Origin of the sequence: Thalassotalea sp. PLHSN55 (assembly GCF_052030545.1) — a bacterium.
GTDB lineage: Bacteria > Pseudomonadota > Gammaproteobacteria > Enterobacterales > Alteromonadaceae > CANMXU01.
Genome location: NZ_JBPDIH010000001.1, coordinates 148,895 through 172,620 on the forward strand (window position 1 = coordinate 148,895; position 23,726 = coordinate 172,620).

Here is a 23,726-nt window from a genome sequence, read left to right on the forward strand (position 1 = left end):
TTAAATAGTAGGGCAATAAAAAAGCAGAAGATTCTGTAGCTGTAATCGCTGAGAATTTTCTGCTTTCTGTTTGCTTCTTATAAAGAAGCCTATTTTAGTGTGGTGTTAACCAATGATGCTTTTATTTCAACCAAATGAGCACTATAAAGGTTAGACATTAAATCTAAAGTGAACCACGTCACCATCTTTTACGCGATAGTCTTTGCCTTCTAAACGCCATTTACCGGCTTCTTTTGCACCAGACTCACCATTAAACTCAATGAAATCGTCAAAGCCAATAACTTCAGCGCGAATAAAGCCTTTTTCAAAATCGGTGTGAATAACACCTGCGGCTTGCGGCGCAGTCGCATTTTGTTTAACTGTCCAAGCGCGAACTTCTTTAACACCAGCGGTAAAATAGGTTTGCAAATGCAATAAACCATAACCTGAGTTGATCACACGATTTAAGCCGGGTTCTTCTAAGCCCATTTCTGCCATAAATTCTTCGCGGTCTTCATCATCCATTTCAGATAATTCACCTTCAATTTCAGCACAAACAGCAACAACTACTGCGCCTTCTTTTTCAGCAATGCCGTGAACAACATCAAGGTAAGGGTTGTTTTCAAAGCCATCGTCATTAACATTAGCAATATACATAGTAGGTTTGATGGTTAAAAAGTTCAGATAAGCAACGGCGGCTTTTTCTTCTTTAGATAAGTCTAAAGAACGCACCATTTCGCCTTCTTCAACATGCTTAAGTATTTTCTCTAAAACAGGGACTTCAAATTTTGCATCTTTATCACCACCTTTAGCGCGTTTGGCTTGGCGTTGGATAGCACGCTCAGCGGTATCCATATCAGCTAAAGCAAGCTCGGTATTGATAACATCAATGTCTTCAGCAGGGTCAATTTTATTAGCAACGTGAATAATGTTGTCGTTTTCAAAACAACGTACCACATGGCCAATGGCATCAGTTTCACGAATGTTAGCTAAAAATTTATTACCTAAACCTTCACCTTTAGATGCACCAGCAACAAGGCCTGCAATATCAACAAATTCCATTGTTGTTGCGATAACACGTTCTGGATTAACAATGCTTGCTAGTTTGTCTAAGCGTGGATCCGGTACAGGTACTACGCCAGTATTTGGTTCGATAGTACAAAATGGAAAATTTGCCGCTTCAATACCTGCTTTAGTTAACGCATTGAAAAGGGTTGATTTACCAACGTTGGGCAAGCCAACAATACCGCATTTGAATCCCATGATATTTACCTATATTTCTTTAATATTTACTAAAAATATTAAGATGCTTTAAATGAATGCAAACGATTTTGAGCTTTTTTCAAATCGTCTTTTTGCCAAATATCGAAACAGCGACTTGCTTCATCGATAGCTTGATCTATTTTGTCTTGGTCAGCTTTTGGCGCTTTACCAAGTACGTGTCCGGTTACGCGATCTCGATGGCCGGGGTGGCCGATACCGATGCGTAAACGATAAAATTCTTTGTTATTTGCCATACGCGCAATAATATCGCGCAGACCATTGTGACCGCCATGACCACCACCTTTCTTAATTTTACAAACACCCGGATCCATGTCGAGCTCATCATGAGCGGCAAGAATATTTTCTACAGGAATTCGAAAAAAGTTTGCAAGTGGGGCTACCGCTTGACCACTTCGGTTCATAAAGGTAGTTGGGATCAGTAAGTGAACAAGTTCACCGCCGATTTCGCCTTTACCATAAAGTCCGAAATATTTTTTTTCAGGTCGAAGGGAGATATTGTAACGCGCTGCCAGTTCTTCTACGAACCAAACGCCGGCGTTGTGGCGAGTCTTTGTATATTCGGGGCCTGGATTACCCAGGCCCACAACTAGTTGAATAGTCATTTAAGTAAAAACTTAACGATTATTCAGTAGTTTCTGCTTCAGCTTCAGCTTCTTCGCTGTCATCGCTTGAACCTTTCGGTGCATTCAATGTAGCAACAGCTTGGTCGTGGCTTTCACCTTTAGCTAATTCATCAGAAGTTACGCCTTTTGGTAAAGCAACGTCTGATAAATGTAAGGTTTGACCAACTTCTAAACCAGCGACATCAACTTCGATGAATTCTGGAATATCAGCAGGTAAACAGCTAACTACAATTTCGTTAACGTGGTGAGAGATCTTACCACCTTTTTTCTCTGCTACATCTTCGTTGGTGAAGTGAACAGGAACGTTAACGTGAACAGCGTGAGTAGCATCAACACGTAAAAAATCTAAGTGCATGATTAAATCTTTGAACGGGTGACGTTGCATGTCTTTAATTAGACATTCAACAGGCTTGCCGTCTACGTTTAATGTTAAAACGTGAGAATAGAATGCTTCTTCTTGTTGAGCACGGAATACTTTGTTGTGCGCTAATGTTAAAGAAACAGGCTCTTGGCCTTCACCGTAAAGAATGGCAGGAACTTTGTTCGCGTGACGTAGGCGGCGGCTCGCACCTTTCCCTGTGTCAGTACGTACTTCAGCATCCAAAGTAAATAAATCAGTCATGGATAATTACTCTATAAGTTAATTAATTAAAAGTGGTTGTTTTTTGCGACCAAAAACAACCTATAAAGCTTAAAATTGCACCGTTTTAACAACAGTATCATTTTAAGGCGCGGCATGATAACACCTCAGTGCTTACAGATCCAACAAAAAAGGCACCAAATGGTGCCTTTCGAATAATCAATTGCTGTTTTTCGATTAGCTATCGAACATTGCAGAAATAGATTCTTCGTTACATACGCGGCGAATAGCTTCAGAAAGCATGCCCGCTAATGTTAATTGGCGTACTTTGCCTAACGCTTTTAATTCTTTAGAAAGAGGAATTGAGTCAGTGACGACAACCTCATCTAGTACAGAATTTTTAAGGTTTTCTGCGGCATTGCCAGAAAGTACAGGGTGAGTCGCATAAGCAAATACGCGTTTAGCACCGTGATCTTTTAATGCTTCTGCTGCTTTGGCTAATGTTCCACCGGTATCAATCATGTCATCAACAATGAAACAGTCGCGACCTTCAACGTCACCAATAATATGCATTACTTGGGCTACGTTTGCTTTTGGACGACGTTTGTCGATAATAGCAAGGTCTGCATCATCAAGTAATTTGGCTACTGCACGAGCACGTACAACACCGCCAATGTCAGGAGAAACAACCACTGGGTTTTCGATGTTTTTCTTAACCATGTCTTCTAAAAGAATAGGCGTACCAAAAACATTGTCTACTGGTACATCGAAGAAACCTTGAATCTGTTCAGCGTGTAAATCAACCGTTAATACACGGTCAACACCAACGCTTGATAAGAAATCAGCAACCACTTTTGCTGTAATTGGCACACGAGCACTGCGTACACGACGGTCTTGACGAGCGTAGCCAAAGTAAGGCATTACTGCAGTAATACGTCCGGCAGAAGCACGACGTAAGGCATCGATCATTACGATCAATTCCATTAAGTTGTCGTTAGTTGGTGCACAAGTTGATTGCACGATAAATACATCGGCACCACGTACGTTTTCAGTGATTTCTACACTAATTTCGCCGTCGCTAAAACTGCCAACTTTTGCTTCACCTAAAGTAATGTATAGGCGGTTAGCAATTTGTTTAGCCAGTTCAGGGGTGGCGTTACCCGCAAAGATCTTCATGTCAGGCACTGTCAGTTCCTCAGAAACTTTTGACATTAATATTCCAACGCTGTTATTTGCTATTCGGTGATAACTATATATCAGCACATTATAAAAAAATTACCAGCATTAATAATAATTAACGTGACGTTAATTTATGCTAATTCAGTTATTGCCGTGTTCAATGCGCGTATCACTGGCGATTCATTCAGCCCCTTGGCCACAAACGCGTTAACGTTTTCAGGTAGCAGAGATTGCACTTGGCGCGCCTCGTGTTCTGAATTAAAACGTGAAAAAATACACGCTCCAGTTCCAGTCATTTGAGACGGCGCATATTCTATCAACCAAGCAAGTAGCTTGGCAACCTCAGGATAATGTTTTATTACCATAGTTTGACAATCGTTATGATATCTTTCCATTAGCTCGGTTAAGTTCAGATCATTTATGTTAATTTTTGCAGTGTTTCTTGGTAAATCTGTTGAAGTAAAAACCTTGGCGGTAGAAATACTACAATTAGGTTTAGTCACTAAATACCAATATTCTTGAGGAGTTACCGGAGTCAATTTTTCGCCAACACCTTCTGCAAAGGCAGCATACCCCCTAACAAATACTGGTACATCGGCACCGAGTGTTAACCCTAAGCCGGCAAGTTCGTCGATAGATAACTTTGTAGCAAATAGTACGTTAAGGGCTAAAAGTACGGTTGCGGCATTTGATGAGCCACCACCTAACCCTCCGCCCATAGGTAGGATTTTTGTTATTTTTATATCTGCGCCTAAGTTTGTGCCGGTTTCTTGTTGAATCAGCTTCGCCGCTTTCACAATTAAATTGTCGTTGTCATCAACACCGTCAATTGGCGTGAGTAAATTAATATTGCCTGATTGATTAACGGCAATGTCGATGGTGTCGCCATAATCTAAAAATTGAAAAATAGTTTGCAGTTCGTGGTAACCATCTGGACGTTGATTATTAATATGCAAAAATAAATTGAGTTTTGCTGGTGAAGGAAAACTAAAAAATGCTGAATTCACAATTAGACTCTTTGGGGCTGTTAGCGATTAGTTAGCCATTGGTGTATGGCGACTTTGATGGTTAAATTATTTTGTTTAATAGTAATACTGGTCGGTAATTGGTAGCCGTCGATATTCTTATATTTGTTATATATAACTTGCCATTGTTGGTTATCGTATTGACTAATCAATGTTGATGGCAGTTGACTTTGAGGTTCATAGCTAACGATATCTTGGTTTGAATAAGGCAGGCCTTTTAACCAAAAAGTTAGCGCTTTAGTTGGCAATACATAGCCAGTTAATGAAAATATCAGCTGGTCTAAATTTTTACTTTGATAGCTTTTACCGTCTACTTTTATGGTATTTTGTTCATTAGCTGAGTTTAAATGCAGAACATTAATGCCTAAATAGGTGGTTAAATCTAATCGTTGGTTATTATTAGAACCGCTATATCGCCAGTTTATATTGGCACTTTCTTTTTGTTTACCTTGTAAAAATGCAATTTTACCTTTTAACTGCCAATCGGTTAACGCTAGCATTTGAGCATTACGTTCATTTACGGCTTGTGAATATACCGGCTGCTCGTTATTGGTGGTAGAAATCGAGCTACAGGCACCTAGTAACCATAAGAATGCGATGATTACACCGCTTTTATAAAATTGCGTTTTGAACATGTATCGCCATAAGGTTAAAGGTTAGTGTTAAATATGCCTAGATTTTGCTCATTATCTAAGGTTTAAGCAAATCAATTTACTTTATATTGGAACACAGCAGGTAAGGTACTTTCAATCATTGCGTATATTTCGTAAAATTGACGTGAGTTTTGTCACAGATCATGATTTTTTCTTTGAGTTTGTTTGATAATGCTGTTAAGAAAAAATTAATTACTGTAATCAATTGTACTGGTTGCTAGCTAATTAATGATGATTTAAGCAAAATTGCTTTCACTTTATTAGATTGAATTAGATAACTTATGTCCATTGTTGCTGTTGGTATTAATCATAAAACTGCACCTGTCGCTGTTAGAGAAAAAATATCTTTCAGCCCAGATCTGCTTACGACTGCATTGCAAGAAATGCTAACATCGGTGCAGTGTCGAGAAGCAGCAATATTGTCTACTTGTAACCGCACTGAATTATATTTAGTGCAAGACGGCAATTTAGAAGTAACACAAGATAAGTTAGTGCGTTGGTTAGAAGCACATCACAACGTACCAGCGTCAATCATCACACCTAGTCTTTATTGGCACCAAGATCAAAATGCGGTTAATCACATGATGCGAGTCGCCTGTGGACTTGACTCATTAGTTTTAGGTGAACCACAAATTTTAGGGCAAATGAAACAAGCCTATAACCAAGCCAAAGCTGCTGGGTCGATGGCGTTGATTATGGATCGTTTGTTCCAGCGTACTTTTGGCGTTGCAAAACAAGTTCGTACTGAAACGGATATTGGCGCCAGCGCGGTATCGGTTGCTTTTGCCTCAGTTAATTTAGCCAAACATATTTTTGCTAGCTTAGATAAAGCTAAAGTATTACTTGTTGGTGCGGGTGAAACGATTGAGCTAGTGGCTAAACATTTATATGAAAATAACGTCGGTAAAATAACAGTTGCGAATCGTACCATTTCTCGCGCAAAAGAAATGGCTGACCAAATTGGTGCTAATGTTATAACCTTACCGCAGATTCCAGATTACATCTCAGACGCTGATATCGTCATCAGCTCTACCGGTAGCCCTTTACCAATTATAGGTAAAGGTATGGTTGAAACTGCGCTTGAGCAACGTAAACATCGACCTATTTTTATGGTTGATTTAGCTGTACCGCGCGATATTGAAGAGCAGGTTGGCGAATTAGAAGACGTTTTTCTCTACACAGTCGATGATTTACAAGGTATCATTGCCAAGAATCTAGAAAATCGACGTAAAGCGGCTGTGCAAGCTGAAACAATTGTAAATGCGCAGTCAGGCAGTTTTATGTCGTGGTTACGTGGCTTAAATACCCAAGATACGGTTATTGCTTATCGTCAACAGTCTCTTAATAACCGTGACCAGTTATTAGAAAGAGCGTTAGCGCAACTAAAAGCCAATAAGTCACCCGAAGCCGTAGTTGCCGAATTAGCGACTAAGCTAACCAATAAATTTATGCATGCCCCAACCAGCGCTTTACAGTCAGCCGCGCAAGGGGGAGAATTAGACAAATTAATCTATTTACGCGATATATTTAATCTCGAACCTGGTCAAAAAGACTAAATATATCGATACATCGAGATAAAAACGACTCCATGAAAAAATCTGTTTACCATAAGCTGGAAGTGTTGGTTGAACGCTTTGAAGAAGTTCAAGCCATGCTTTCAGATCCTGAAACTATCGCCGATCAAGACAAATTTAGAGCTTTATCGCGAGAGTTCTCTCAGTTAGAAGAAGTCACTCAAGCCTTTAATGCTTACCAAGAAGCTGAAGATGATTTTGCTACCGCAGAAGAAATGCTTAAAGATGACGACCCTGACATGCGTGAAATGGCGCAAGACGAATATAAAGCGGCAAAACAAGCGGTAGAAGATTTATCTGACCAACTGCAAATTTTATTAATTCCAAAAGATCCAAACGACGACAATAACTGTTTTGTTGAAATTCGTGCCGGTGCTGGTGGTGACGAAGCGGCTATTTTTGCCGGTGACATCTTCCGTATGTACAGTCGTTATGCTGAAAAGCAAGGCTGGAAAATTGAATTGATGAATGCCAACGAGTCAGAACAGGGCGGTTATAAAGAAATCATCATGAAGATCAATGGTGAAGGTGTTTACGGTCAAATGAAATTTGAATCGGGCGGACACCGCGTTCAACGTGTACCTGAAACTGAATCGCAAGGGCGTGTTCATACCTCAGCGTGTACCGTTGTGGTGATGCCTGAAATCCCTGAATCTGAAGCGATTGAAATTAACAAAGCCGATTTAAAAGTTGATACTTTCCGTGCCTCGGGCGCTGGTGGTCAGCACGTTAACAAAACGGACTCTGCTATTCGTATTACTCATATTCCAACGGGGGTTGTGGTTGAGTGTCAAGATCAACGCTCACAGCATAAAAACCGTGCTCAAGCGATGTCGGTACTACAAGCGCGTTTGCAACAAGCCGAAGACGAAAAACGTCGCAGTGAAGAAGAGTCTTCACGTCGTAGCTTAGTAGCTAGTGGCGATCGCTCAGAGCGTATCCGCACATACAACTACCCACAAGGGCGTATGACAGATCACCGCATTAATTTAACCTTATATCGTTTAAATGAAGTAATAGAAGGTAACTTGCATTTAGTGCTCGAACCTATATTACTTGAAAATCAGGCAGATCAATTAGCGGCACTTGCTGAACAAAACTAATTGTGGCTACCTCAGTAAACAACCTTAGCGGTCTTAATCTTGCCCAGCTCGTTGAGCTGGGCGAAAATTTTCTCCAACAAAGCTCAGACAGTGCAAAACTTGATGCTCAAGTATTGCTTTGCTTCGTGCTTGAAAAACAGCCGAGTTACTTATTAACTTGGCCCGAGAAAAAATTAAACGCAGAGCAGTATCAACAGTTTCAGCAATTATTAGTTCGGCGCAAAGCCAGTGAACCAGTGGCGTATTTAACCGGCCAAAAAGAATTTTGGTCGTTGATGTTTGAAGTCTCTCCCGCAACCTTGATCCCAAGGCCTGATACTGAAACGTTAATTGAATTAGTACTTGCACTTGTTGAACAAGAAAAATTAGCTAACGGTCGTTTACTCGATTTAGGTACCGGCACTGGCGCTATTGCTTTAGCGCTTGCTAGCGAGTTACCTAATTGGCAAGTAGACGCTGTTGACTATAGCGACGATGCAGTTGCATTAGCTAAAAGAAATGCAAAACGCTTAGTACTTTCGCAGGTCAGTGTTTATCAAAGCGACTGGTTCAAACAAGTGCCAAGCGATAAGCGATTTGACATTATTGTCTCAAATCCGCCGTATATTGATGAAGACGATCATCACTTAAACCAAGGTGATGTGCAGTTTGAACCTAAATCTGCGTTGGTTGCACAGCAAAATGGTTTGGCTGATATTGTTGAAATTGCCGCCAGCGCGCGTAGTCAATTTAACTCTGCTGGTCATTTGTTTTTAGAGCATGGCTTTGAACAAGGCTTAGCTGTTCGTCAAATTTTAACTGAACTTGGCTATCAGCAAGTCAAGACTCATCAAGACTTATCCGGTAATGATCGCATTACTAGTGCAAAATTTACTAATGACAACAATTAACGCAGTTGTTACCCTAAATCTTTATTCCGATTAAGTTAGAACAATAACAATAAGAGAAATTATTTATGTTTAAACATTTACACATGACATTAGCCTTTATCAGTGTTGCATTGTTCACACTAAGATTTATTTGGCTATTGGCGAATTCTGAGAAATTAAATAAAAAGTGGGTCAAAGTTGCGCCTCATGTGGTTGATACCTTTTTACTACTTTTAGGTGTTGCTATGGCGGTTAAGTTAGCGATTAACCCATTAGAATATTTATGGTTATTAGAGAAATTAATTGCAGTAGTTGCATACATATTTACCGGTTATTACACGTTGAAGTTAGCCAGAAATCGCATGATGCAAGTATTTGGCTATTTAGGCGCAATCGGTTGGATTTTATTAATTGTACGAATTGCAATGACAAAACAAACGGTATTTTTCTAAATCGTACTCAATAAACACTAAAACGAGTAAAAAGCTGGCAAATAATGGCAGCTTTTTTTGTTCTTTCCTTTAAAAAATAACTCAACGTCCCCACTTAATTGAGTTACGTTAAAAGTTCGATATTACTAAAAAATGAATGAATTGCTGTTGTCTGAGCTTCAATCAGATAAAAAAGATTGTTTGTCTATGTTCTCTTTGCTTGAAGAGTTCATCTTTTCAACAAGCCCTGAAAACGAAGATGCGATTAATACCATTATTAGCCAATGCCAAATGGCAATAGAGCCGATAGAACATGCGTTAGAACGCGCTGAAGTATTAATCAATGCGCTGTTTATTGACCATATTTTTATTGAAAACGACTCTGATTTTTGGCCATCAGCTGCATTTAAAACTGAATCAGCAATTGCTAATCGTTTTATAGAGCCTAGCCTTAAAGCCGCAATCTTGTGTCATATCATTCGCGCGTGTGGCTTTGATAGCGATATTGTTTTTGTACCAGAAAAACTCATGGTACGTATTATTTGCGACGATATTTATGCGATTATTTTTGATCCCGTCAATGGTGAGTCGTTAAATGGCTATGAGCTTGATTTAAAGCTTGAAGAAGTTAATGCCGATCCTCATTTGCAAACGCTAAATGCCATCAGTCAACAAGAATTAATGATACGCTTTTTAACGGCATTAAAAAGCACACTTATTCGTGAAACTGCATTTGACCAAGCGTTAAAGTGTGTTGATATTATACTGGCAATGAGACCTGACGATCCTATCGAGCGAAGAGACCGCGGATTTTTGCTTCATCAACTTGATTGCTTTAAAGTAGCCTACGATGATTACCGTTACTTTGTTGAGCAATGCCCAAAAGATCCCGCAGCTCAATTACTTAAATTACAACTAGAAAATATCAGTGTGGTCGAGTCGGTATTGCATTAATACCGATATGCCTTCGCTGCCAAGGTACCCTAATGCAACAATCTCCAGCAACACAATTGCCTTTGATCACTAACGACGCCACTGTTTTAGGCTTATTAGCGCTTATTCTAGGCTTTGTTTTTTATACCTCTAATAGTGAACACCCAGTTTGGCGTAAATTTTATCAATATGTGCCGGCATTATTGATGTGTTATTTATTGCCATCATTGCTTAATACATTTGGCATTGTCAGTGCTGACTTAAGTAAAGTTGACGATGTTGCCAAATACTTTTTATTGCCTGCGTGTTTAGCCCTGCTAACGTTGAGCATTGACCTTAAAGCCATTGCCGGTTTAGGTAATAAAGCCTTGATTATGTTTTTAACGGGTACCGTGGGTGTGGTTATCGGTGGACCAATCGCATTACTAGCCGTATCGGTTGTATGGCCTGAGCTAATTGGCGTAACTGGCCCCGATGCGGTATGGAAAGGCATGGCAGCCTTAGCCGGCAGTTGGATCGGCGGCGGCGCTAATATGCTGGCGATGAAGGAAATTTATGGCGCAGACGGCAAAATTTTCACCATCATGGTGACGGTTGATATTGTCGTCGCCAACCTTTGGATGGCAGGCTTATTATATCTAGCGGCTAATCATAAGCGTATCGACGCAAAAAATGGCGCCGATACCTCAGGTATTGATAAGCTTATTACCAAAGTTCAAGAGTACGAAAAGAAAAACTCAAGAAAGCCTGAACTCAAAGATATTATGCTTATTCTTGCTGTTGGTTTAGGCGCTGCCGGCGCGGCGCATTTAGCGGCAGACTTTTTAGCCCCTTATTTTCAAACTAACTTTCCAGAGCTGAAAAAGTTCAGCTTGCACAGCAAGTTATTTTGGATCATCGTAGCCGTTACCACCATAGGTTTAACCTTGTCATTTACCAAAGTGAGAAACCTAGAATCGGTTGGCGCGTCGAAAGTGGGCAGTAGTTTCTTGTATATTCTGGTCGCTACCATAGGTTTGCATATGGATATCACGCAAGTGGTTGAAGCGCCAAAATATGTCGTGATAGGCCTTATCTGGATGGCGATTCATGTTATCTTACTGTTTATTGTTGGTAAGGCGATCAAAGCGCCAATCTTTTATTTAGCCGTTGGCAGTAAAGCGAACATTGGCGGCGCAGCTTCAGCGCCGGTTATTGCCTCAGCTTTTCATCCGTCATTAGCGCCGGTTGGCGTATTGCTGGCGGTATTTGGTTACGCATTAGGTACCTATGCAGCGTGGCTGTGTGGGCAGTTATTAAGAATTATTGGTAGTTAAAGCTACCTCGCACTATAAGCTTAGCGTCAAATGATTTGGCGCTTATCATCGAATTTAGGAAAGTGATATGACTATTGAATCTGTTTCAGTTGCCGGCATTGACGTAGCAAATGACAAACCGTTTGTCTTATTTGGCGGTATGAATGTACTTGAGTCACGTGATTTGGCGATGAAAATTGCCGAGCATTATGTGGAAGTGACTCAAAAATTGGGTATTGATTACGTTTTTAAAGCCTCGTTTGATAAAGCCAACCGTTCATCGGTAACTTCTTATCGTGGCCCGGGTTTAGATGAAGGGTTAAAAATATTTGAAGAAATTAAATCAACCTTTAATGTACCAATTATTACTGACGTGCATGAACCCCATCAAGCACAACCAGTTGCTGATGTGGTTGATGTTATTCAATTACCCGCGTTTCTAGCACGCCAAACCGACTTAGTGGTTGCTATGGCAAAAACTAACGCCATTATTAATGTTAAAAAACCGCAGTTTTTAGCGGCTCATGAAATGCGTCACATTATTAATAAGTTTGCTGAAGCCGGTAATGAAAAGGTATTACTGTGTGAGCGTGGCAGTTGTTACGGTTACAACAACCTTGTGGTTGATATGTTGGCCATGGATGAAATGAAAGGTTATGCGCCAGTGATTTTTGATGCAACCCATGCTCTGCAGCGCCCAGGTGGTCGAAGTGATTCTGCTGATGGACGACGTGCCCAAGCAGCGCAATTAGCACGTAGTGGCATGGCCATTGGCATTGCCGGCTTATTTATTGAAGCGCACCCTGACCCTGAGCAAGCAAAATGTGACGGTCCATGTGCATTGCCATTAGATAAACTAGAACCTTATCTCAAGCAAATGAAGGCGATTGATGACCTTGTCAAAGGTTTTGAGCCTTTATTAACGGAATAAGCGTATTTGATACGTTTTTAGTAAAAAACAGGCAATAAAAAAGGTGTTTAATAAACACCTTTTTTTATGTATATAGCAAACTAGATACTTTCATAAATGGTTACCTTTGCGGGTAGTATTACTCAGAAAGTTGAGCTAGCTTGATTGATTTGCTCGCATCAGCTTTTTTAACTGTTTGCTTAACTAATAAACTTTGCGCTGCCTGTTCAGTTTTGCTATTTTCGATAGACAAATTAGCAAACGAAATTTCAATATTTTGTTTAGCCATGGCAACAACTTCTGTAAGTTCTACTTTTTCTGTAGCGACTAATTTTACAGTTGCTGCTTGCGCATTGGCAACAGCAAATATGCTAAGTGCAAGCACTGCAGTGATTTTAGATAATTTCATAATGGTTCCTATAATAATAAATGTTAATATCCTTATAGATATTTAGGACCGTTATCTTTCTTGGGCTAAATGTGGTTGGGAAGCACATTTAAATAGTGGCTTATTTAAACAATCCTAGAGAAATTGTCGTTAAGCGTTAACTTTCGTTTAAGACGTAGTCCGTTATCTACAGGTTGAATTTTACGCAAGCACTGGCTAAAAATAAAATGACAATTTATAATGCTATGCATTAGAAAAACTAATGTATAATTCTGTAATTGTTATGAAAAACTTTTCAACAGACTTTCACTTTACACTTTAAAATCGGTAAAAATACAGTGGCAAATAGACTACCACCATTAAACGCATTGCGAGCATTTGAGGCGTCTGCAAGGCAGTTGAGCTTTACTCGGGCAGCGGAAGAATTGTTTGTTACACAGGCAGCGATAAGCCATCAAATTAAGTCGTTGGAAGAACATTTAGGCATTAAACTATTTATGCGAAAAAACCGTTCTTTGTTATTAACTGAAGAAGGGCAGTCGTATTATCTCGACATTAAAGACATTTTTAATGCCTTACATGATGCGACCGAAAAACTATTAGCGCGTGGTGCCAAGGGCGCTATTACTGTAAGTTTACAACCAAGCTTTGCGATTCAATGGTTGGTTCCTCGTTTAAATGCCTTTAGTCAGTTGCATCCCGAGATTGATGTTCGTATAAAAGCTGTCGATCAACCTGATAATTCACTGACCGAAGATGTAGATGTTGCTATTTATTATGGTCGTGGCCGTTGGCCGAATGTCGTTGCCGAGCAATTACATACTGAATACCTGATCCCAGTTTGCTCACCTATGTTACTACAGGGCGAAAAAAGCTTAGTATCGCCAAACGATTTAGCTAATTTCACCCTGTTACATGATACCTCAAGGCGTGACTGGAAGCGCTGGTTTAAAGAAACTGGTACCAAGGCGGTTAATGTAAATCATGGTCCTATATTTAGTCATTCTGCGATGGTGGTGCAAGCGGCTATTCATGGTCAAGGCGTGGCGCTAGCGCATAGTGTATTGGCAAAACCTGATATTGACGCAGGTCGTTTAGTTTGTCCGCTCAAAGAAGTGTTGGTCAGTAAAAATGCCTTTTATATTGTCTGTCGTGAAGAGCAAGCTGAAATAGGTAAGATACTCGCTTTTCGTGAATGGGTACTCGCGACAGTGAAAACCGAGCAAGAAAATATGACAGAGGAAAACTAAGTGGTCAATCAAGTTAGTGGTCAATGTTTTATCGAGCAAAGCAGCTTTAAAGGACAGTTTGTTTATCAGCAAGCAGCTAATGCCAAAGCTGTTTTTATTTTTGCGCATGGCGCCGGTGCTAACATGCATCATGAATTTATGGAGCAGGTCAGTAAAGCATTGCATGATAAAGCGATTAGTACCTTACGTTTTAATTTTCCATACATGGACAAACGCGAACAAGACGGTAAAAGGCGCCCGCCAGATAGAATGCCAACGTTACTTGAATGCTATCAAAGTGTGCTTTCAAGTCTATGTTTAGATTTGCCAATATTTATCGGCGGTAAATCAATGGGTTCGCGTGTTGCGACTATGGTTGCCAATGACAATCTTGAACTTATAAAAGGTGTTATATGTTTAGGTTATCCTTTTCATCCTCCTAAAAAACCGGAAAAACTGCGCTTAGAGCCGCTACAAGAAGCCAAAGTGCCACTACTTATTATTCAGGGTGAACGAGATACGTTAGGCAGTAAAGACGAGATCAGCCAATACTCGTTAACAACGTTATGTGATGTAAAATACCTAACTGATGGCGACCATAGTTTTAAGCCGAGAGTAAAGTCTGGAACAACGCTTGACGCTAATATTATTGAAGCGGTTGAAGCTATGAATAGGTTTATAGATGAGCAGTAACAAATTGATCAAAGCTTTAATGATATTTGTTGGCGTCAGCGGATGTTTTTCAGTATTATGCGGCGCGTGGCTAGCACATGGGGGAGAAATGTTACCTGTGTCGTCACAGTCACGACTTGCTACAGCACTTGAATATCAATTTATTCATACACTTGCGTTATTATGTTGCCTAGTTTGGCACATAAAACAAGCGAACAAATATGTATTACCAGCCGCAATTATGTTTTTTATTGGCATTATTTGTTTTAGCGGTAGTTTGTACATTAAATCTTTTTTCGACATTTCAGCTTTAGCAAACTTGGCGCCGTTTGGTGGTATTTCACTGGCAGTGGCGTGGTTACTATTAGCATTAGCAGGCAAAAATCAACTATGACCTCGATTATTTTATATTGTCGTCCCGGCTTTGAAAAAGAGTGCGGCGCAGAAATTCAAGAGAAAGCTGCATGGAATGAAATATACGGATATCTGACCTTAACCAAAAATGAAGGCTTAGTATATTTTAATCTCCACAATGAAGAAGACGGCCAAAAGCTCATTGAAAAAGTGCCATTGAAGCGTTTGATTTTTGCTCGCGATTGGTTTTTAACCTTAACGGACAAAATTGATTTACCTGATTACAACCGTGTCGAAGCCATCACCGAGGCTTTAGGCCAAGAATGGCAATATTCAGATCTGCGCATGGAAATGACCGATACGAATGACGGCAAAGCATTATCAAAATTTTGTCGTAAATTATCGGTACCGTTAAGACAAGCGCTCAGAAAAAACAAAGTACTTACTGAGAAAGGCGACAATGAAGGCGCTATTTTACATGCGCTATTTTTATCTGGTTCAGAAGTCATTTTAGGGTATTCATTATCACATAATAGCTCAGCTTACGTGATGGGTATTCCACATTTACGTTTTCCAAATCAGTCACCGAGCCGTTCAACCTTAAAGCTTGATGAAGCGTTTTTGTATTTTATTCCCAAAGATGAGTGGGAAACCCGCTTAACGTCAGGGTTGAAAGCAGTAGACTTGGGCGCTGCACCGGGTGGTTGGACTTATCAACTTGTTCGCCGCGGCATGATGGTACAAGCCATTGATAATGGTCCAATGGCTGAATCGCTAATGGAAACTGGACAAGTTAAACATTATATGGTCGATGGTTTTAAGTTTGTGCCGGCTAAACAAAATGTCTATTGGTTAGTGTGTGACATGATTGAAAAGCCGCAGCGTGTTGCGTGGTTAATGAGCCAGTGGCTATTAAAAGGCTATTGTAAAGAAGCTATTTTTAATTTGAAATTACCAATGAAAGGTCGTTATCAAGAAGTCACCAAGAACTTGGACACTTTAAAAGAAGCGTTTGCGCAAGCGAATGTAAAATATGAAATGTATGCTAAACATTTATACTATGATCGCGAAGAAGTGACTGTACACGCGCGGTTACTTTCGCCAGTACCGCAATTTTAATAGGCTATTTTAAAGCCGTTTATTAGCACAAGAAAAGGTCGTTTATTAGCGACCTTTTTTATTGGCTGAAATTGCTTAGCTAATTCTAATTTTACGTATGCACACTAGCCGTTATATTTTGTGCTGCTTGTCAGCGGAATTCACAATCTCAAGAATGGCAGGGTGCTTTAGTCTTCGCTCTGGTGAGATGATGTAATAAGACTCCTTGATCTCATTGGTACGTCCGATAATGTTTACGCTGTATTTATTAGCAATATAATCTTCCATAAGCGTCGGGCCGCTAAATACGCCAAAGCCGGTTTGTCCAAAAGCTTTCATTAATGCGCTGTCATCAAATTCAGCGACAATATTTGGGGCAATATTTTGTTGTTCTAACCAAGACGACAACCGCGGTCTTACCGCTGATTTTTTACTCTGAATAAGCCAAGGAAATTGAGCTAACATTTTCGGGAAAGGTTCATCGCAACCCTGTAAAAGATTGTCTGCGGCAAAAAAAGTAAAACCACACTCCGTTAATAAGTGATTGTAGGCTTTGACATGACTACCTAACTGCAGTGGTTGGTCGGTTAATATACAGTCAATTTTGTTAACCGATAAATCGGCTAATAAATGGTCTTGGTCGCCTTCAACACAGATCAAACGCACCGACTCACTCATTTTTAATACCGGTGAAAGCAGTTCATGCGCCAGTATTTTGGGGATAACATCGGTAATGCCAACGGTGAAGGTATGCCACAGGCTAGGTTGCTTTCTTTTTAAGATGGTTTTAACTTCATCGCCTAGCTGGAAAATTTCTTCGGCATAGCTGTAAATCACCCCTCCCATTTCAGAAAGTGATAATTTTTTGCCTTTTCGCTTAAATAATTCCACCCCAATTTGCTTTTCAAAGCTGGTAATTTGACCACTTATTGTTTGTGAAGTGAGATTCAATCTGGCACTTGCTTTCGAGATAGAGCCTTCGGTTGCAACGATATAAAAATAATAAAGATGGTTGTAATTTAGTGGACTCATAAAATTATCGTCAGTTTTTTTCGATGATAAGTGAAATAATATTCGAATTTACCAGCAACAACAAGTGAGCTATAACAAATTAATATACGGAACTTATTTGATTGGGATATTATGAAAACGTTTAAAAATTGTTCGCCATTTTTGATTTTTCGTCAGCCAGTTTTTTCATCGAATAAGTTGAAATCTCGCCGTTGCCTTTTGCTACTGCTAACATCTCTTTTGTCGTTTTCAATATCGGCAACCGAGGTTAATGGCGTCAATACTGATACTTATGTGCTCAATTCATGCAATGCCTTTAAAGTTAGTGGCGATAACAATAAAACATGGCCGTGTGTAACCTATATTAAAGGCTTTTTTAATGGTTTATTGAATGTAGGCCATAGCAATGCAGCAAAAATAGAACAACAACGAAAAAAGCCAACAACCTTGGTAGAAAGAGCCTACGCTAACCGAGTCGGTAAATTGTCTAATCGCAAGCCAATGCATCTTTCTTGCATGACGGTTGACGAGTTAAAAGAGGTGATCCTAAACGGCCTTGCCGATGGTACAACCCGAGAATTTCACACAATGAAACAGCTTAATGGCTTTTTAATTAATGCATTAAGCAACGCTTGTTCATCGAAATAGTAAGCGGCGAACCATGAAAATAGCGATTGAAAATGGTTTAACAGAGTATGACTCTTCAATGGAAGAGCATATTCAACGTAAGCTTAGGCTTGCGCTATCAAAAATGGCGGCAAATATTTCAACCATTACTTTCACAATAAACGAGGTGGTTGATCAACAAGGGCAGGTTGAAAAGCACTGTTTATTATTGCTTTCGTTGTATCAAATGCCCAATATCGCCATAGAAGAAACGCAAGCTGATCTTGCGTTTGTTATTGACCGTGTTATTCAAAAAGCAACTCGTGCCTTGTCACGAAAGCTTTCAGTTTAAAAAGGGAATTTATGAAACATACACTCAGTTTATTTATGACTTTATTAGCATTTTGGCTGCTAAATTCAGGCCATTATTCGCTGCTAATGTTATCTCTTGGTTTTGCCTCTATCGTTTTTATTGTTTTCATTGCCCATAAAATGGATGTTATCGACAAAGAGTCACAGCCTTTGTACCTGTCTCCCAATATCTTTGTTTATTACGCTTGGTTAATTAAAGAAATTGTGCTCGCTAATTTCACTGTGGTTAAACATATTTGGTTAGGCAATGAGAGTATTTCACCAGCGCTTAAAAAAATTCGTATTTCTCAGCAAACCGATATGGGCAAAGTTATCTATGCAAACTCGATTACTTTAACGCCAGGTACCGTTGCTATCGATTTATCGGAAGATGAAATTATTGTTCATGCTTTGTTAGCTAAAGACATTGAATCATTAGAAGCCGGCGACATGGATCGCCGCGTCACATTATTGGAACGCTAATGTTAATTGCCGCAACTCTCGCTATTTTTGTCACCATGATGCTCGCAATATTTAGAGGCATTGTAGGGCCAACTCTTTATGACCGCATCTTAGCGGTGAATATGTTTGGTACCAAAACGGTACTGCTTATTGCTATTTCAGGCTTCCTTATGGGCAGACCTGAATTTTTAGATATCGCCATTGTTTATGCGCTGATCAACTTTATCAGTGTCATTGGCGTATTACGCTATTCTGATACCAATCAGTTTAAACATGAGGCAAATGAACATGATAAGGAGCTATAAATGGAATTGCTGATCACAATTGCCAGCGGTTTCTTTTTACTCGTAGGCAGTTTTTTGTGTCTTTCCGGCGGTGTCGGACTGATACGTTTTCCTGATTTTTACACTCGAATGCATGCCGTAGGCGTCACCGATACTTTGGGCGCCGGAATGGTGTTAGTTGGTTTGATGCTGCTCAGCACAGACATTTTAGTGCTAGCAAAATTGGTGATGGTATTGCTATTAACCTTATTGGTTGGGCCTACCACTAGCCATGTATTAGCTAAGGCGGCATACCATAACGGTTTGATGCCAAAAAATTTGGCATCAACTGAGCAAGATAATGATAAGGAGAACTCCTCATCGACACCTTAATTAATATGATGCTACTGAGCTTATTGGTGGTTGTTGCGTTTGCGATTATTCGCATGAAAGACCTTTTTGCAGTCGTGATGCTATTAGGTATTTACGGGTTATTGTCAGCCTGTTTTTTTGTCGCTATGGACGCGGTCGATGTTGCGTTTACTGAAGCCGCAGTTGGCGCGGGCATATCGACCTTGTTGATGTTAGTGGTGATCACCATTACTGGCCGCAAAGAAAAAGCCACCCGTCATAAACCTTTACCAGCATTGTTGGTGGTGATTATAACCGGTGGCTTATTGATGTATGGCACTTTTGACATGCCACACTTTGGTGATGCCGATGCGCCCATTCATAACCATGTAGCGCCGCGTTATATTAATGACTCTATGAATGAGGTTGGCGTGCCTAACATAGTCACTTCGGTACTGGCGAGTTATCGAGCGTTTGATACCTTTGGTGAAGTAGTGGTTATTTTCACTGCTGGTATGGGCATATTCACTTTGCTTGGTGTGGCTCGCCGCAAAGAAGATGAGCAAGAGCAGGCGTTAATTAACGATTCTATGCATGAACAACATTTGGTGATTCGCATTGTTGCCAAAATATTAATTCCATTTATCTTTTTGTTTGCCCTTTATGTGCAATTTCATGGCGACTTTGGCCCCGGTGGTGGTTTCCAAGCGGGGGTGATTTTTGCTGCCGCAATTGTGTTATATACCATGTTATTTGGTTTAAATACCGCGCGGAAAGTGATCAATCAAAGCCTTGTTCAGTTGATTGCCGCACTTGGGGTATTGCTATATGGCTGTGTTGGCATCGTCTCTTTATTAAATGGCGGTAACTTTTTTGATTACAATGTTTTAGCCAGTGATCCAGTTGCCGGTCAACACCTGGGGATTTTAATCATTGAAGCTGGAGTTGGTTTAACGGTTGCCGCTATTATGATCCTTATCTTTTTCAATTTTGCCGGGCGCCGAGCATTACATTTGCAGAATACATCAGGCAAAACTAAGGAGCTGTCGTAATGATAATGGAGCTTTTTAATCACTGGGTAGTAATCACCTTGATGATGAGTGGATTATATATCGTCATTGCCCATGGTAATTTAATTAAGAAAATTATTGGTCTTGCGGTATTTCAAACCTCAGTGTTTATTTTTTACATCAGCATGGCGAAAATAGCAGGGGGAACCGCGCCCATTTTAGCTGAGGGTATTAGTCAGTATTCCAATCCGTTGCCGCATGTACTTATTCTGACCGCGATTGTCGTTGGTATTGCTACCACGGCTTTAGGGCTTTCGTTAGTGGTGCGCATAAAAGAGGCCTATGGCTCAATTGAAGAAGCAGAAATTGATCAGCAAGACGTTCAATCACAAGACACTCAACTGCAAGATGATCAACCACAAAGCTCTTTACCACTAAGCTCCTTATCACAAAATAAGAACGCGCATACCAAGGCTAAGCTGGAGGAAGAAGCGTGATTGCACATCTACCTATATTACAGGTAATACTCCCGCTGATGGCGGCGCCGCTGTGTTTATTGCTTAAGCGCGCACATTTGGTTTGGCTATTTACTCTCATTGCCAGCGGTTTGGCATTTGCTATTAGTATCTTGATATTACAGCAAGTTATGACCACAGGCGTGATAAGTTATGCGCTAGGTGGCTGGGAAGCGCCATGGGGCATTGAATATCGAATTGATAAGTTAAATGCGTTTTTATTACTGATTATTTCAGGCATAAGCACTATCGTATTAATAGCCGCGCAAAGCAGTATCGAAAAAGAAATCCCTAAAAATAAGCACACCCATTTTTATGTGTTATACCTGCTTTCATTAACCGGTATGTTGGGCATTGTCGCAACAGGCGATGCTTTTAATGTTTTTGTCTTTTTAGAAGTCTCTTCACTGTCGGCTTATGCGTTAATTGCCATGGGGCAAAAACGACAAGCGCTTTGGGCATCGTATCAATATTTGATCATGGGCACTATTGGCGCAACCTTCATTTTGATTGGTATCGGCTTGATGTATCAAATGACCGGCACCCTCAACATGCAAGACTTATCACAGCGTTTACCTGAAGTTGCCCAAACACGCACTGTCTTTGCTGCCTTTGCTTTTGTCGTGGTGGGTGTTTGCTTAAAGCTGGCGATGTTTCCGCTGCATTTGTGGTTACCTAATGCTTATGCGTACGCGCCCTCTATTGTTACCGCCTTTTTTGCCGCAACCGCGACCAAGGTTGCCGTGTATTTATTAATTCGCTTTACCTTTTCGGTTTTTGGCGTTTCTTTTTCATTTACTACCATTCCGCTGCAAACCTTGTTTATGGCTCTAGGCCTTGTGGGTATTTTTGTCGCTTCGACATCGGCTATTTTTCAAAGCAATGTTAAGCGCCTCTTTGCCTTTTCAAGTATCGCGCAAATAGGTTACATGCTGGTTGGTTTTAGCTTAACTACCGTTACTGGCTTAACCGCAACCTTATTACACTTGTTTAACCATGCCTTGATGAAAGGTGCGATATTTTTAGCACTTGGTGCGGTAGTTTATCGTGTTGGCAATGTTGAGCTTGCTAACCTACGTGGTTTAGGGCGACAAATGCCGTTAACCATGGCGGCTATTGTTATTGGCGGCATCAGTTTAATTGGTGTGCCGTTAACGGTAGGATTCGTCAGTAAGTGGTATTTATTAATGGCGTTAATTGAACAAGGTTATTGGCCGGTTGCTGCGTTAGTTCTAATCGGGTCAATGTTGGCGGTTGTTTATGTATGGCGTATTGTCGAAGTGGCTTATTTCCAAGCACCAACAGATAATCAGGTGAAGGTGAAAGAAGCGCCAATGAGTTTTCTTCTGCCAATATGGGCTTTGGTTATCGCCAATATCTATTTTGGTGTTGATACTCGCCTAAGTGTGCAGGTCGCTGAAGCTGCAGCGCAAAGCTTGTTCGGAGGTGCCTTATGAACCTTTCGTTAGAAATGATGCTGCAACTTGCCATTATTGTGCCCTTGCTTGCTACTTTTGCGATTGTTGCTACAGGCAAGTACCCTAATATTCGTGAAGGGGTCACCATTGCCAGTAGTTTATGTTTGATCTATTTAGTGGTTAGTTTATATCAAGGTTTATTGGCCGGACACGCCATTAGCGCCTTTTGGTGGGAGCTTTTACCCGGTTTAACCATTAGTTTTGATATTGAACCTTTAGGCATGTTGTTTGCGTTAATTGCCAGCTTTTTGTGGTTAGTTACGACCTGTTACGCCATAGGTTACATGCGTAGCCATCATGAAAAAAATCAAACCCGTTTTTACCTGTGTTTTGCTATCGCTATTGGCGCGGTAATGGGGCTGGCTTTTTCGGCAAACTTATTCACCTTGTTTATTTTTTATGAAGTATTAACGCTGTCGACTTATCCATTAGTGACGCACGCGGGCACAGAAAAAGCCAAAAAGGGCGGGCGTACTTATCTGGGAATTTTATTAACCACATCAATTGTATTTTTCCTTTTTGCCATTGTAAGCACTTGGTTTGTGGCTGGTACTTTAGACTTTACCCAGGGCGGAATATTTGCTGATGATGTTGATAAAACAGTCGCAGGCGTGATTTTAGTGCTGTTTATTTTTGGCATTGGTAAAGCTGCGATTATGCCTTTTCATCGTTGGTTGCCTGCGGCGATGGTGGCACCAACCCCGGTCAGTTCGCTATTACATGCCGTAGCTGTGGTAAAAGCTGGGGTATTTACGGTGCTTAAAGTCTGTGTCTTTATTTTTGGCTTAGACTTACTTGCGGTATTACCGACCACACAATTTTTACTGTATTTAGCCGGTGCTTCGGTCTTGTTAGCGTCTATTATTGCCATGCGCCAAGACAATCTAAAAGCGAGATTGGCCTATTCAACGGTGAGTCAGCTTGGTTATGTCACCATTGGCGCGTTACTGGCTACCTCGGCAGGCGTTATTGGCAGCAGCATGCACATTGCCATGCATGCCTTTGGTAAAATCACCTTGTTCTTTTGCGCAGGCGCCATTTTAGTTAGCTTGCATAAGTCTCAAATTAGCGATATGCGCGGTATTGGCAAACAAATGCCATTAACTATGGTTGCCTTTTTTATTGCCAGTTTAAGCATTATTGGCGTGCCACCTGCTGGCGGCACATGGAGCAAATGGTATTTAATGATGGGCACCATAGAAACTGAGCAGTTTGTGCTGATGGTGATTTTAATGTTGAGCTCGTTACTGAATATTGCCTATTTATTGCCGATCCCGTTCCATGCTTTTTTTCCAAAATTGACGCCTTTTAGCCCTATCGAGGAAAAAAGCAATGCTGATAAAGTAGCAGAACAAAACGGGCAAAGTATCGCGATAAAAGAAGCGCCTTTACCTTCATTAATTGCAATTGTTGTTACCACCTTAGGTTGCTTAATGTTGTTTATTTATCCCCAACCTTTATTTGAGTTGGCCACCGCAGTTTTGACTGGCAGGGAATAAT

Annotated in this window: 28 protein-coding genes; 20 read left to right on the top strand and 8 right to left on the bottom strand. The window is 40.5% G+C overall.

Annotated features, from left to right (window positions below):
- Positions 1-150: 150 nt before the first annotated feature.
- The 6 genes from ychF to lolB all read right to left on the bottom strand — a co-directional run bounded on the left by ychF (position 151) and on the right by lolB (position 5,305).
- Complete coding sequence (gene ychF, locus ACRRSQ_RS00735; protein ID WP_440873771.1) at positions 151-1,242, bottom strand: redox-regulated ATPase YchF; 1,092 nt, start codon at positions 1,240-1,242, stop codon at positions 151-153.
- A gap of 38 nt (positions 1,243-1,280) precedes the next feature.
- Entirely contained in the window at positions 1,281-1,865 is a 585-nt protein-coding gene (gene pth / locus ACRRSQ_RS00740) for an aminoacyl-tRNA hydrolase (RefSeq protein WP_440873772.1), read from the bottom strand.
- Between the two features lie 19 nt (positions 1,866-1,884).
- Entirely contained in the window at positions 1,885-2,508 is a 624-nt protein-coding gene (locus ACRRSQ_RS00745; protein WP_440873773.1) for a 50S ribosomal protein L25/general stress protein Ctc, read from the bottom strand.
- Between the two features lie 195 nt (positions 2,509-2,703).
- Positions 2,704-3,651 carry a ribose-phosphate pyrophosphokinase gene (locus tag ACRRSQ_RS00750; protein ID WP_440874249.1) on the bottom strand — a complete coding sequence of 316 codons (948 nt, stop codon included), beginning with the start codon at positions 3,649-3,651 and terminating at the stop codon, positions 2,704-2,706.
- Positions 3,652-3,776: 125 nt separating this feature from the next.
- Positions 3,777-4,655 (bottom strand): 4-(cytidine 5'-diphospho)-2-C-methyl-D-erythritol kinase, encoded by an 879-nt coding sequence (gene ispE / locus ACRRSQ_RS00755; RefSeq protein WP_440874250.1) that lies wholly within the window; start codon positions 4,653-4,655, stop codon positions 3,777-3,779.
- 17 nt (positions 4,656-4,672) lie between these two features.
- Positions 4,673-5,305, bottom strand: coding sequence for a lipoprotein insertase outer membrane protein LolB (gene lolB, locus ACRRSQ_RS00760; RefSeq protein WP_440873774.1), 633 nt, complete (start codon positions 5,303-5,305; stop codon positions 4,673-4,675).
- A 299-nt stretch (positions 5,306-5,604) separates the two neighbouring features.
- On the opposite strand from lolB, the gene hemA reads away from it, so the two are divergent.
- The 7 genes from hemA (at position 5,605) to kdsA (ending at position 12,459) form a co-directional block, all read left to right on the top strand.
- A complete protein-coding gene (gene hemA / locus ACRRSQ_RS00765) occupies positions 5,605-6,879 on the top strand; it encodes a glutamyl-tRNA reductase (protein WP_440873775.1) in 1,275 nt (424 codons plus the stop codon).
- A gap of 32 nt (positions 6,880-6,911) precedes the next feature.
- On the top strand, positions 6,912-8,000 hold the full coding sequence (gene prfA / locus ACRRSQ_RS00770) for a peptide chain release factor 1 (RefSeq protein WP_440873776.1): 1,089 nt from the start codon (positions 6,912-6,914) through the stop codon (positions 7,998-8,000).
- Positions 8,001-8,002: 2 nt separating this feature from the next.
- The gene (gene prmC, locus ACRRSQ_RS00775; protein ID WP_440873777.1) at positions 8,003-8,890 is read left to right on the top strand and encodes a peptide chain release factor N(5)-glutamine methyltransferase; all 888 of its coding nucleotides are present in this window, start codon (positions 8,003-8,005) and stop codon (positions 8,888-8,890) included.
- Positions 8,891-8,955: 65 nt separating this feature from the next.
- Entirely contained in the window at positions 8,956-9,321 is a 366-nt protein-coding gene (locus tag ACRRSQ_RS00780; RefSeq protein ID WP_440873778.1) for a SirB2 family protein, read from the top strand.
- Between the two features lie 147 nt (positions 9,322-9,468).
- Entirely contained in the window at positions 9,469-10,254 is a 786-nt protein-coding gene (locus ACRRSQ_RS00785; RefSeq protein ID WP_440873779.1) for a tetratricopeptide repeat protein, read from the top strand.
- 32 nt (positions 10,255-10,286) lie between these two features.
- Positions 10,287-11,549 (top strand): DUF819 family protein, encoded by a 1,263-nt coding sequence (locus tag ACRRSQ_RS00790; protein ID WP_440873780.1) that lies wholly within the window; start codon positions 10,287-10,289, stop codon positions 11,547-11,549.
- 67 nt (positions 11,550-11,616) lie between these two features.
- The gene (gene kdsA / locus ACRRSQ_RS00795) at positions 11,617-12,459 is read left to right on the top strand and encodes a 3-deoxy-8-phosphooctulonate synthase (RefSeq protein WP_440873781.1); all 843 of its coding nucleotides are present in this window, start codon (positions 11,617-11,619) and stop codon (positions 12,457-12,459) included.
- A gap of 118 nt (positions 12,460-12,577) precedes the next feature.
- Here kdsA and ACRRSQ_RS00800 read toward each other — a convergent pair whose 3' ends face one another.
- Positions 12,578-12,847, bottom strand: coding sequence for a hypothetical protein (locus ACRRSQ_RS00800; protein ID WP_440873782.1), 270 nt, complete (start codon positions 12,845-12,847; stop codon positions 12,578-12,580).
- Between the two features lie 317 nt (positions 12,848-13,164).
- Between ACRRSQ_RS00800 and ACRRSQ_RS00805 the strand changes: the two genes are divergently transcribed.
- Genes ACRRSQ_RS00805 through rlmM form a run of 4 tightly spaced genes read left to right on the top strand, consistent with a single transcriptional unit; the run spans position 13,165 to position 16,200 of the window.
- The gene (locus ACRRSQ_RS00805; RefSeq protein WP_440873783.1) at positions 13,165-14,076 is read left to right on the top strand and encodes a transcriptional regulator GcvA; all 912 of its coding nucleotides are present in this window, start codon (positions 13,165-13,167) and stop codon (positions 14,074-14,076) included.
- A complete protein-coding gene (locus ACRRSQ_RS00810) occupies positions 14,077-14,748 on the top strand; it encodes an alpha/beta family hydrolase (protein WP_440873784.1) in 672 nt (223 codons plus the stop codon).
- Positions 14,738-15,121 carry a DUF423 domain-containing protein gene (locus ACRRSQ_RS00815; RefSeq protein WP_440873785.1) on the top strand — a complete coding sequence of 128 codons (384 nt, stop codon included), beginning with the start codon at positions 14,738-14,740 and terminating at the stop codon, positions 15,119-15,121. Before ACRRSQ_RS00810 ends, ACRRSQ_RS00815 begins: the two co-directional genes overlap by 11 nt.
- Complete coding sequence (rlmM, locus tag ACRRSQ_RS00820) at positions 15,118-16,200, top strand: 23S rRNA (cytidine(2498)-2'-O)-methyltransferase RlmM (protein WP_440873786.1); 1,083 nt, start codon at positions 15,118-15,120, stop codon at positions 16,198-16,200. Before ACRRSQ_RS00815 ends, rlmM begins: the two co-directional genes overlap by 4 nt.
- Before the next feature lie 111 nt (positions 16,201-16,311).
- Here the strand turns inward: rlmM and nhaR are convergent, their stop codons facing one another.
- Entirely contained in the window at positions 16,312-17,211 is a 900-nt protein-coding gene (nhaR, locus tag ACRRSQ_RS00825) for a transcriptional activator NhaR (RefSeq protein WP_440873787.1), read from the bottom strand.
- 111 nt (positions 17,212-17,322) lie between these two features.
- Between nhaR and ACRRSQ_RS00830 the strand changes: the two genes are divergently transcribed.
- Genes ACRRSQ_RS00830 through ACRRSQ_RS00870 form a run of 9 tightly spaced genes read left to right on the top strand, consistent with a single transcriptional unit; the run spans position 17,323 to position 23,725 of the window.
- Positions 17,323-17,838 carry a hypothetical protein gene (locus ACRRSQ_RS00830; protein WP_440873788.1) on the top strand — a complete coding sequence of 172 codons (516 nt, stop codon included), beginning with the start codon at positions 17,323-17,325 and terminating at the stop codon, positions 17,836-17,838.
- Between the two features lie 13 nt (positions 17,839-17,851).
- Positions 17,852-18,148, top strand: a complete 297-nt coding sequence (locus ACRRSQ_RS00835; protein ID WP_440873789.1) for a hypothetical protein — start codon at positions 17,852-17,854, stop codon at positions 18,146-18,148.
- Between the two features lie 11 nt (positions 18,149-18,159).
- Positions 18,160-18,630, top strand: coding sequence for a Na+/H+ antiporter subunit E (locus tag ACRRSQ_RS00840; protein ID WP_440873790.1), 471 nt, complete (start codon positions 18,160-18,162; stop codon positions 18,628-18,630).
- Positions 18,630-18,914 carry a monovalent cation/H+ antiporter complex subunit F gene (locus tag ACRRSQ_RS00845; RefSeq protein ID WP_440873791.1) on the top strand — a complete coding sequence of 95 codons (285 nt, stop codon included), beginning with the start codon at positions 18,630-18,632 and terminating at the stop codon, positions 18,912-18,914. The genes ACRRSQ_RS00840 and ACRRSQ_RS00845 overlap by 1 nt, the downstream gene beginning before the upstream one ends.
- A complete protein-coding gene (gene mnhG / locus ACRRSQ_RS00850) occupies positions 18,915-19,265 on the top strand; it encodes a monovalent cation/H(+) antiporter subunit G (RefSeq protein WP_440873792.1) in 351 nt (116 codons plus the stop codon).
- A gap of 5 nt (positions 19,266-19,270) precedes the next feature.
- Positions 19,271-20,275 (top strand): DUF4040 domain-containing protein, encoded by a 1,005-nt coding sequence (locus ACRRSQ_RS00855; RefSeq protein WP_440873793.1) that lies wholly within the window; start codon positions 19,271-19,273, stop codon positions 20,273-20,275.
- Positions 20,275-20,730 carry a cation:proton antiporter subunit C gene (locus tag ACRRSQ_RS00860; RefSeq protein WP_440873794.1) on the top strand — a complete coding sequence of 152 codons (456 nt, stop codon included), beginning with the start codon at positions 20,275-20,277 and terminating at the stop codon, positions 20,728-20,730. The genes ACRRSQ_RS00855 and ACRRSQ_RS00860 overlap by 1 nt, the downstream gene beginning before the upstream one ends.
- Positions 20,727-22,205: a monovalent cation/H+ antiporter subunit D family protein gene (locus ACRRSQ_RS00865; RefSeq protein WP_440873795.1), complete on the top strand. Its 1,479-nt coding sequence runs from the start codon at positions 20,727-20,729 to the stop codon at positions 22,203-22,205. Before ACRRSQ_RS00860 ends, ACRRSQ_RS00865 begins: the two co-directional genes overlap by 4 nt.
- Positions 22,202-23,725 carry a monovalent cation/H+ antiporter subunit D family protein gene (locus ACRRSQ_RS00870; RefSeq protein WP_440873796.1) on the top strand — a complete coding sequence of 508 codons (1,524 nt, stop codon included), beginning with the start codon at positions 22,202-22,204 and terminating at the stop codon, positions 23,723-23,725. The genes ACRRSQ_RS00865 and ACRRSQ_RS00870 overlap by 4 nt, the downstream gene beginning before the upstream one ends.
- Position 23,726 lies beyond the last annotated feature (1 nt).

Bases quoted from the DNA above. Each gene is read 5' to 3' on its own strand.
- ychF (WP_440873771.1), bottom strand. From the start codon at position 1,242: ATGGGATTCAAATGCGGTATTGTTGGCTTGCCCAACGTTGGTAAATCA.
- pth (WP_440873772.1), bottom strand. From the start codon at position 1,865: ATGACTATTCAACTAGTTGTGGGCCTGGGTAATCCAGGCCCCGAATAT.
- ACRRSQ_RS00745 (WP_440873773.1), bottom strand. From the start codon at position 2,508: ATGACTGATTTATTTACTTTGGATGCTGAAGTACGTACTGACACAGGG.
- lolB (WP_440873774.1), bottom strand. From the start codon at position 5,305: ATGTTCAAAACGCAATTTTATAAAAGCGGTGTAATCATCGCATTCTTA.
- hemA (WP_440873775.1), top strand. From the start codon at position 5,605: ATGTCCATTGTTGCTGTTGGTATTAATCATAAAACTGCACCTGTCGCT.
- prfA (WP_440873776.1), top strand. From the start codon at position 6,912: ATGAAAAAATCTGTTTACCATAAGCTGGAAGTGTTGGTTGAACGCTTT.
- ACRRSQ_RS00780 (WP_440873778.1), top strand. From the start codon at position 8,956: ATGTTTAAACATTTACACATGACATTAGCCTTTATCAGTGTTGCATTG.
- ACRRSQ_RS00790 (WP_440873780.1), top strand. From the start codon at position 10,287: ATGCAACAATCTCCAGCAACACAATTGCCTTTGATCACTAACGACGCC.
- kdsA (WP_440873781.1), top strand. From the start codon at position 11,617: ATGACTATTGAATCTGTTTCAGTTGCCGGCATTGACGTAGCAAATGAC.
- ACRRSQ_RS00800 (WP_440873782.1), bottom strand. From the start codon at position 12,847: ATGAAATTATCTAAAATCACTGCAGTGCTTGCACTTAGCATATTTGCT.
- ACRRSQ_RS00815 (WP_440873785.1), top strand. From the start codon at position 14,738: ATGAGCAGTAACAAATTGATCAAAGCTTTAATGATATTTGTTGGCGTC.
- rlmM (WP_440873786.1), top strand. From the start codon at position 15,118: ATGACCTCGATTATTTTATATTGTCGTCCCGGCTTTGAAAAAGAGTGC.
- nhaR (WP_440873787.1), bottom strand. From the start codon at position 17,211: ATGAGTCCACTAAATTACAACCATCTTTATTATTTTTATATCGTTGCA.
- ACRRSQ_RS00830 (WP_440873788.1), top strand. From the start codon at position 17,323: ATGAAAACGTTTAAAAATTGTTCGCCATTTTTGATTTTTCGTCAGCCA.
- ACRRSQ_RS00835 (WP_440873789.1), top strand. From the start codon at position 17,852: ATGAAAATAGCGATTGAAAATGGTTTAACAGAGTATGACTCTTCAATG.
- ACRRSQ_RS00840 (WP_440873790.1), top strand. From the start codon at position 18,160: ATGAAACATACACTCAGTTTATTTATGACTTTATTAGCATTTTGGCTG.
- ACRRSQ_RS00845 (WP_440873791.1), top strand. From the start codon at position 18,630: ATGTTAATTGCCGCAACTCTCGCTATTTTTGTCACCATGATGCTCGCA.
- mnhG (WP_440873792.1), top strand. From the start codon at position 18,915: ATGGAATTGCTGATCACAATTGCCAGCGGTTTCTTTTTACTCGTAGGC.
- ACRRSQ_RS00855 (WP_440873793.1), top strand. From the start codon at position 19,271: ATGATGCTACTGAGCTTATTGGTGGTTGTTGCGTTTGCGATTATTCGC.
- ACRRSQ_RS00860 (WP_440873794.1), top strand. From the start codon at position 20,275: ATGATAATGGAGCTTTTTAATCACTGGGTAGTAATCACCTTGATGATG.
- ACRRSQ_RS00870 (WP_440873796.1), top strand. From the start codon at position 22,202: ATGAACCTTTCGTTAGAAATGATGCTGCAACTTGCCATTATTGTGCCC.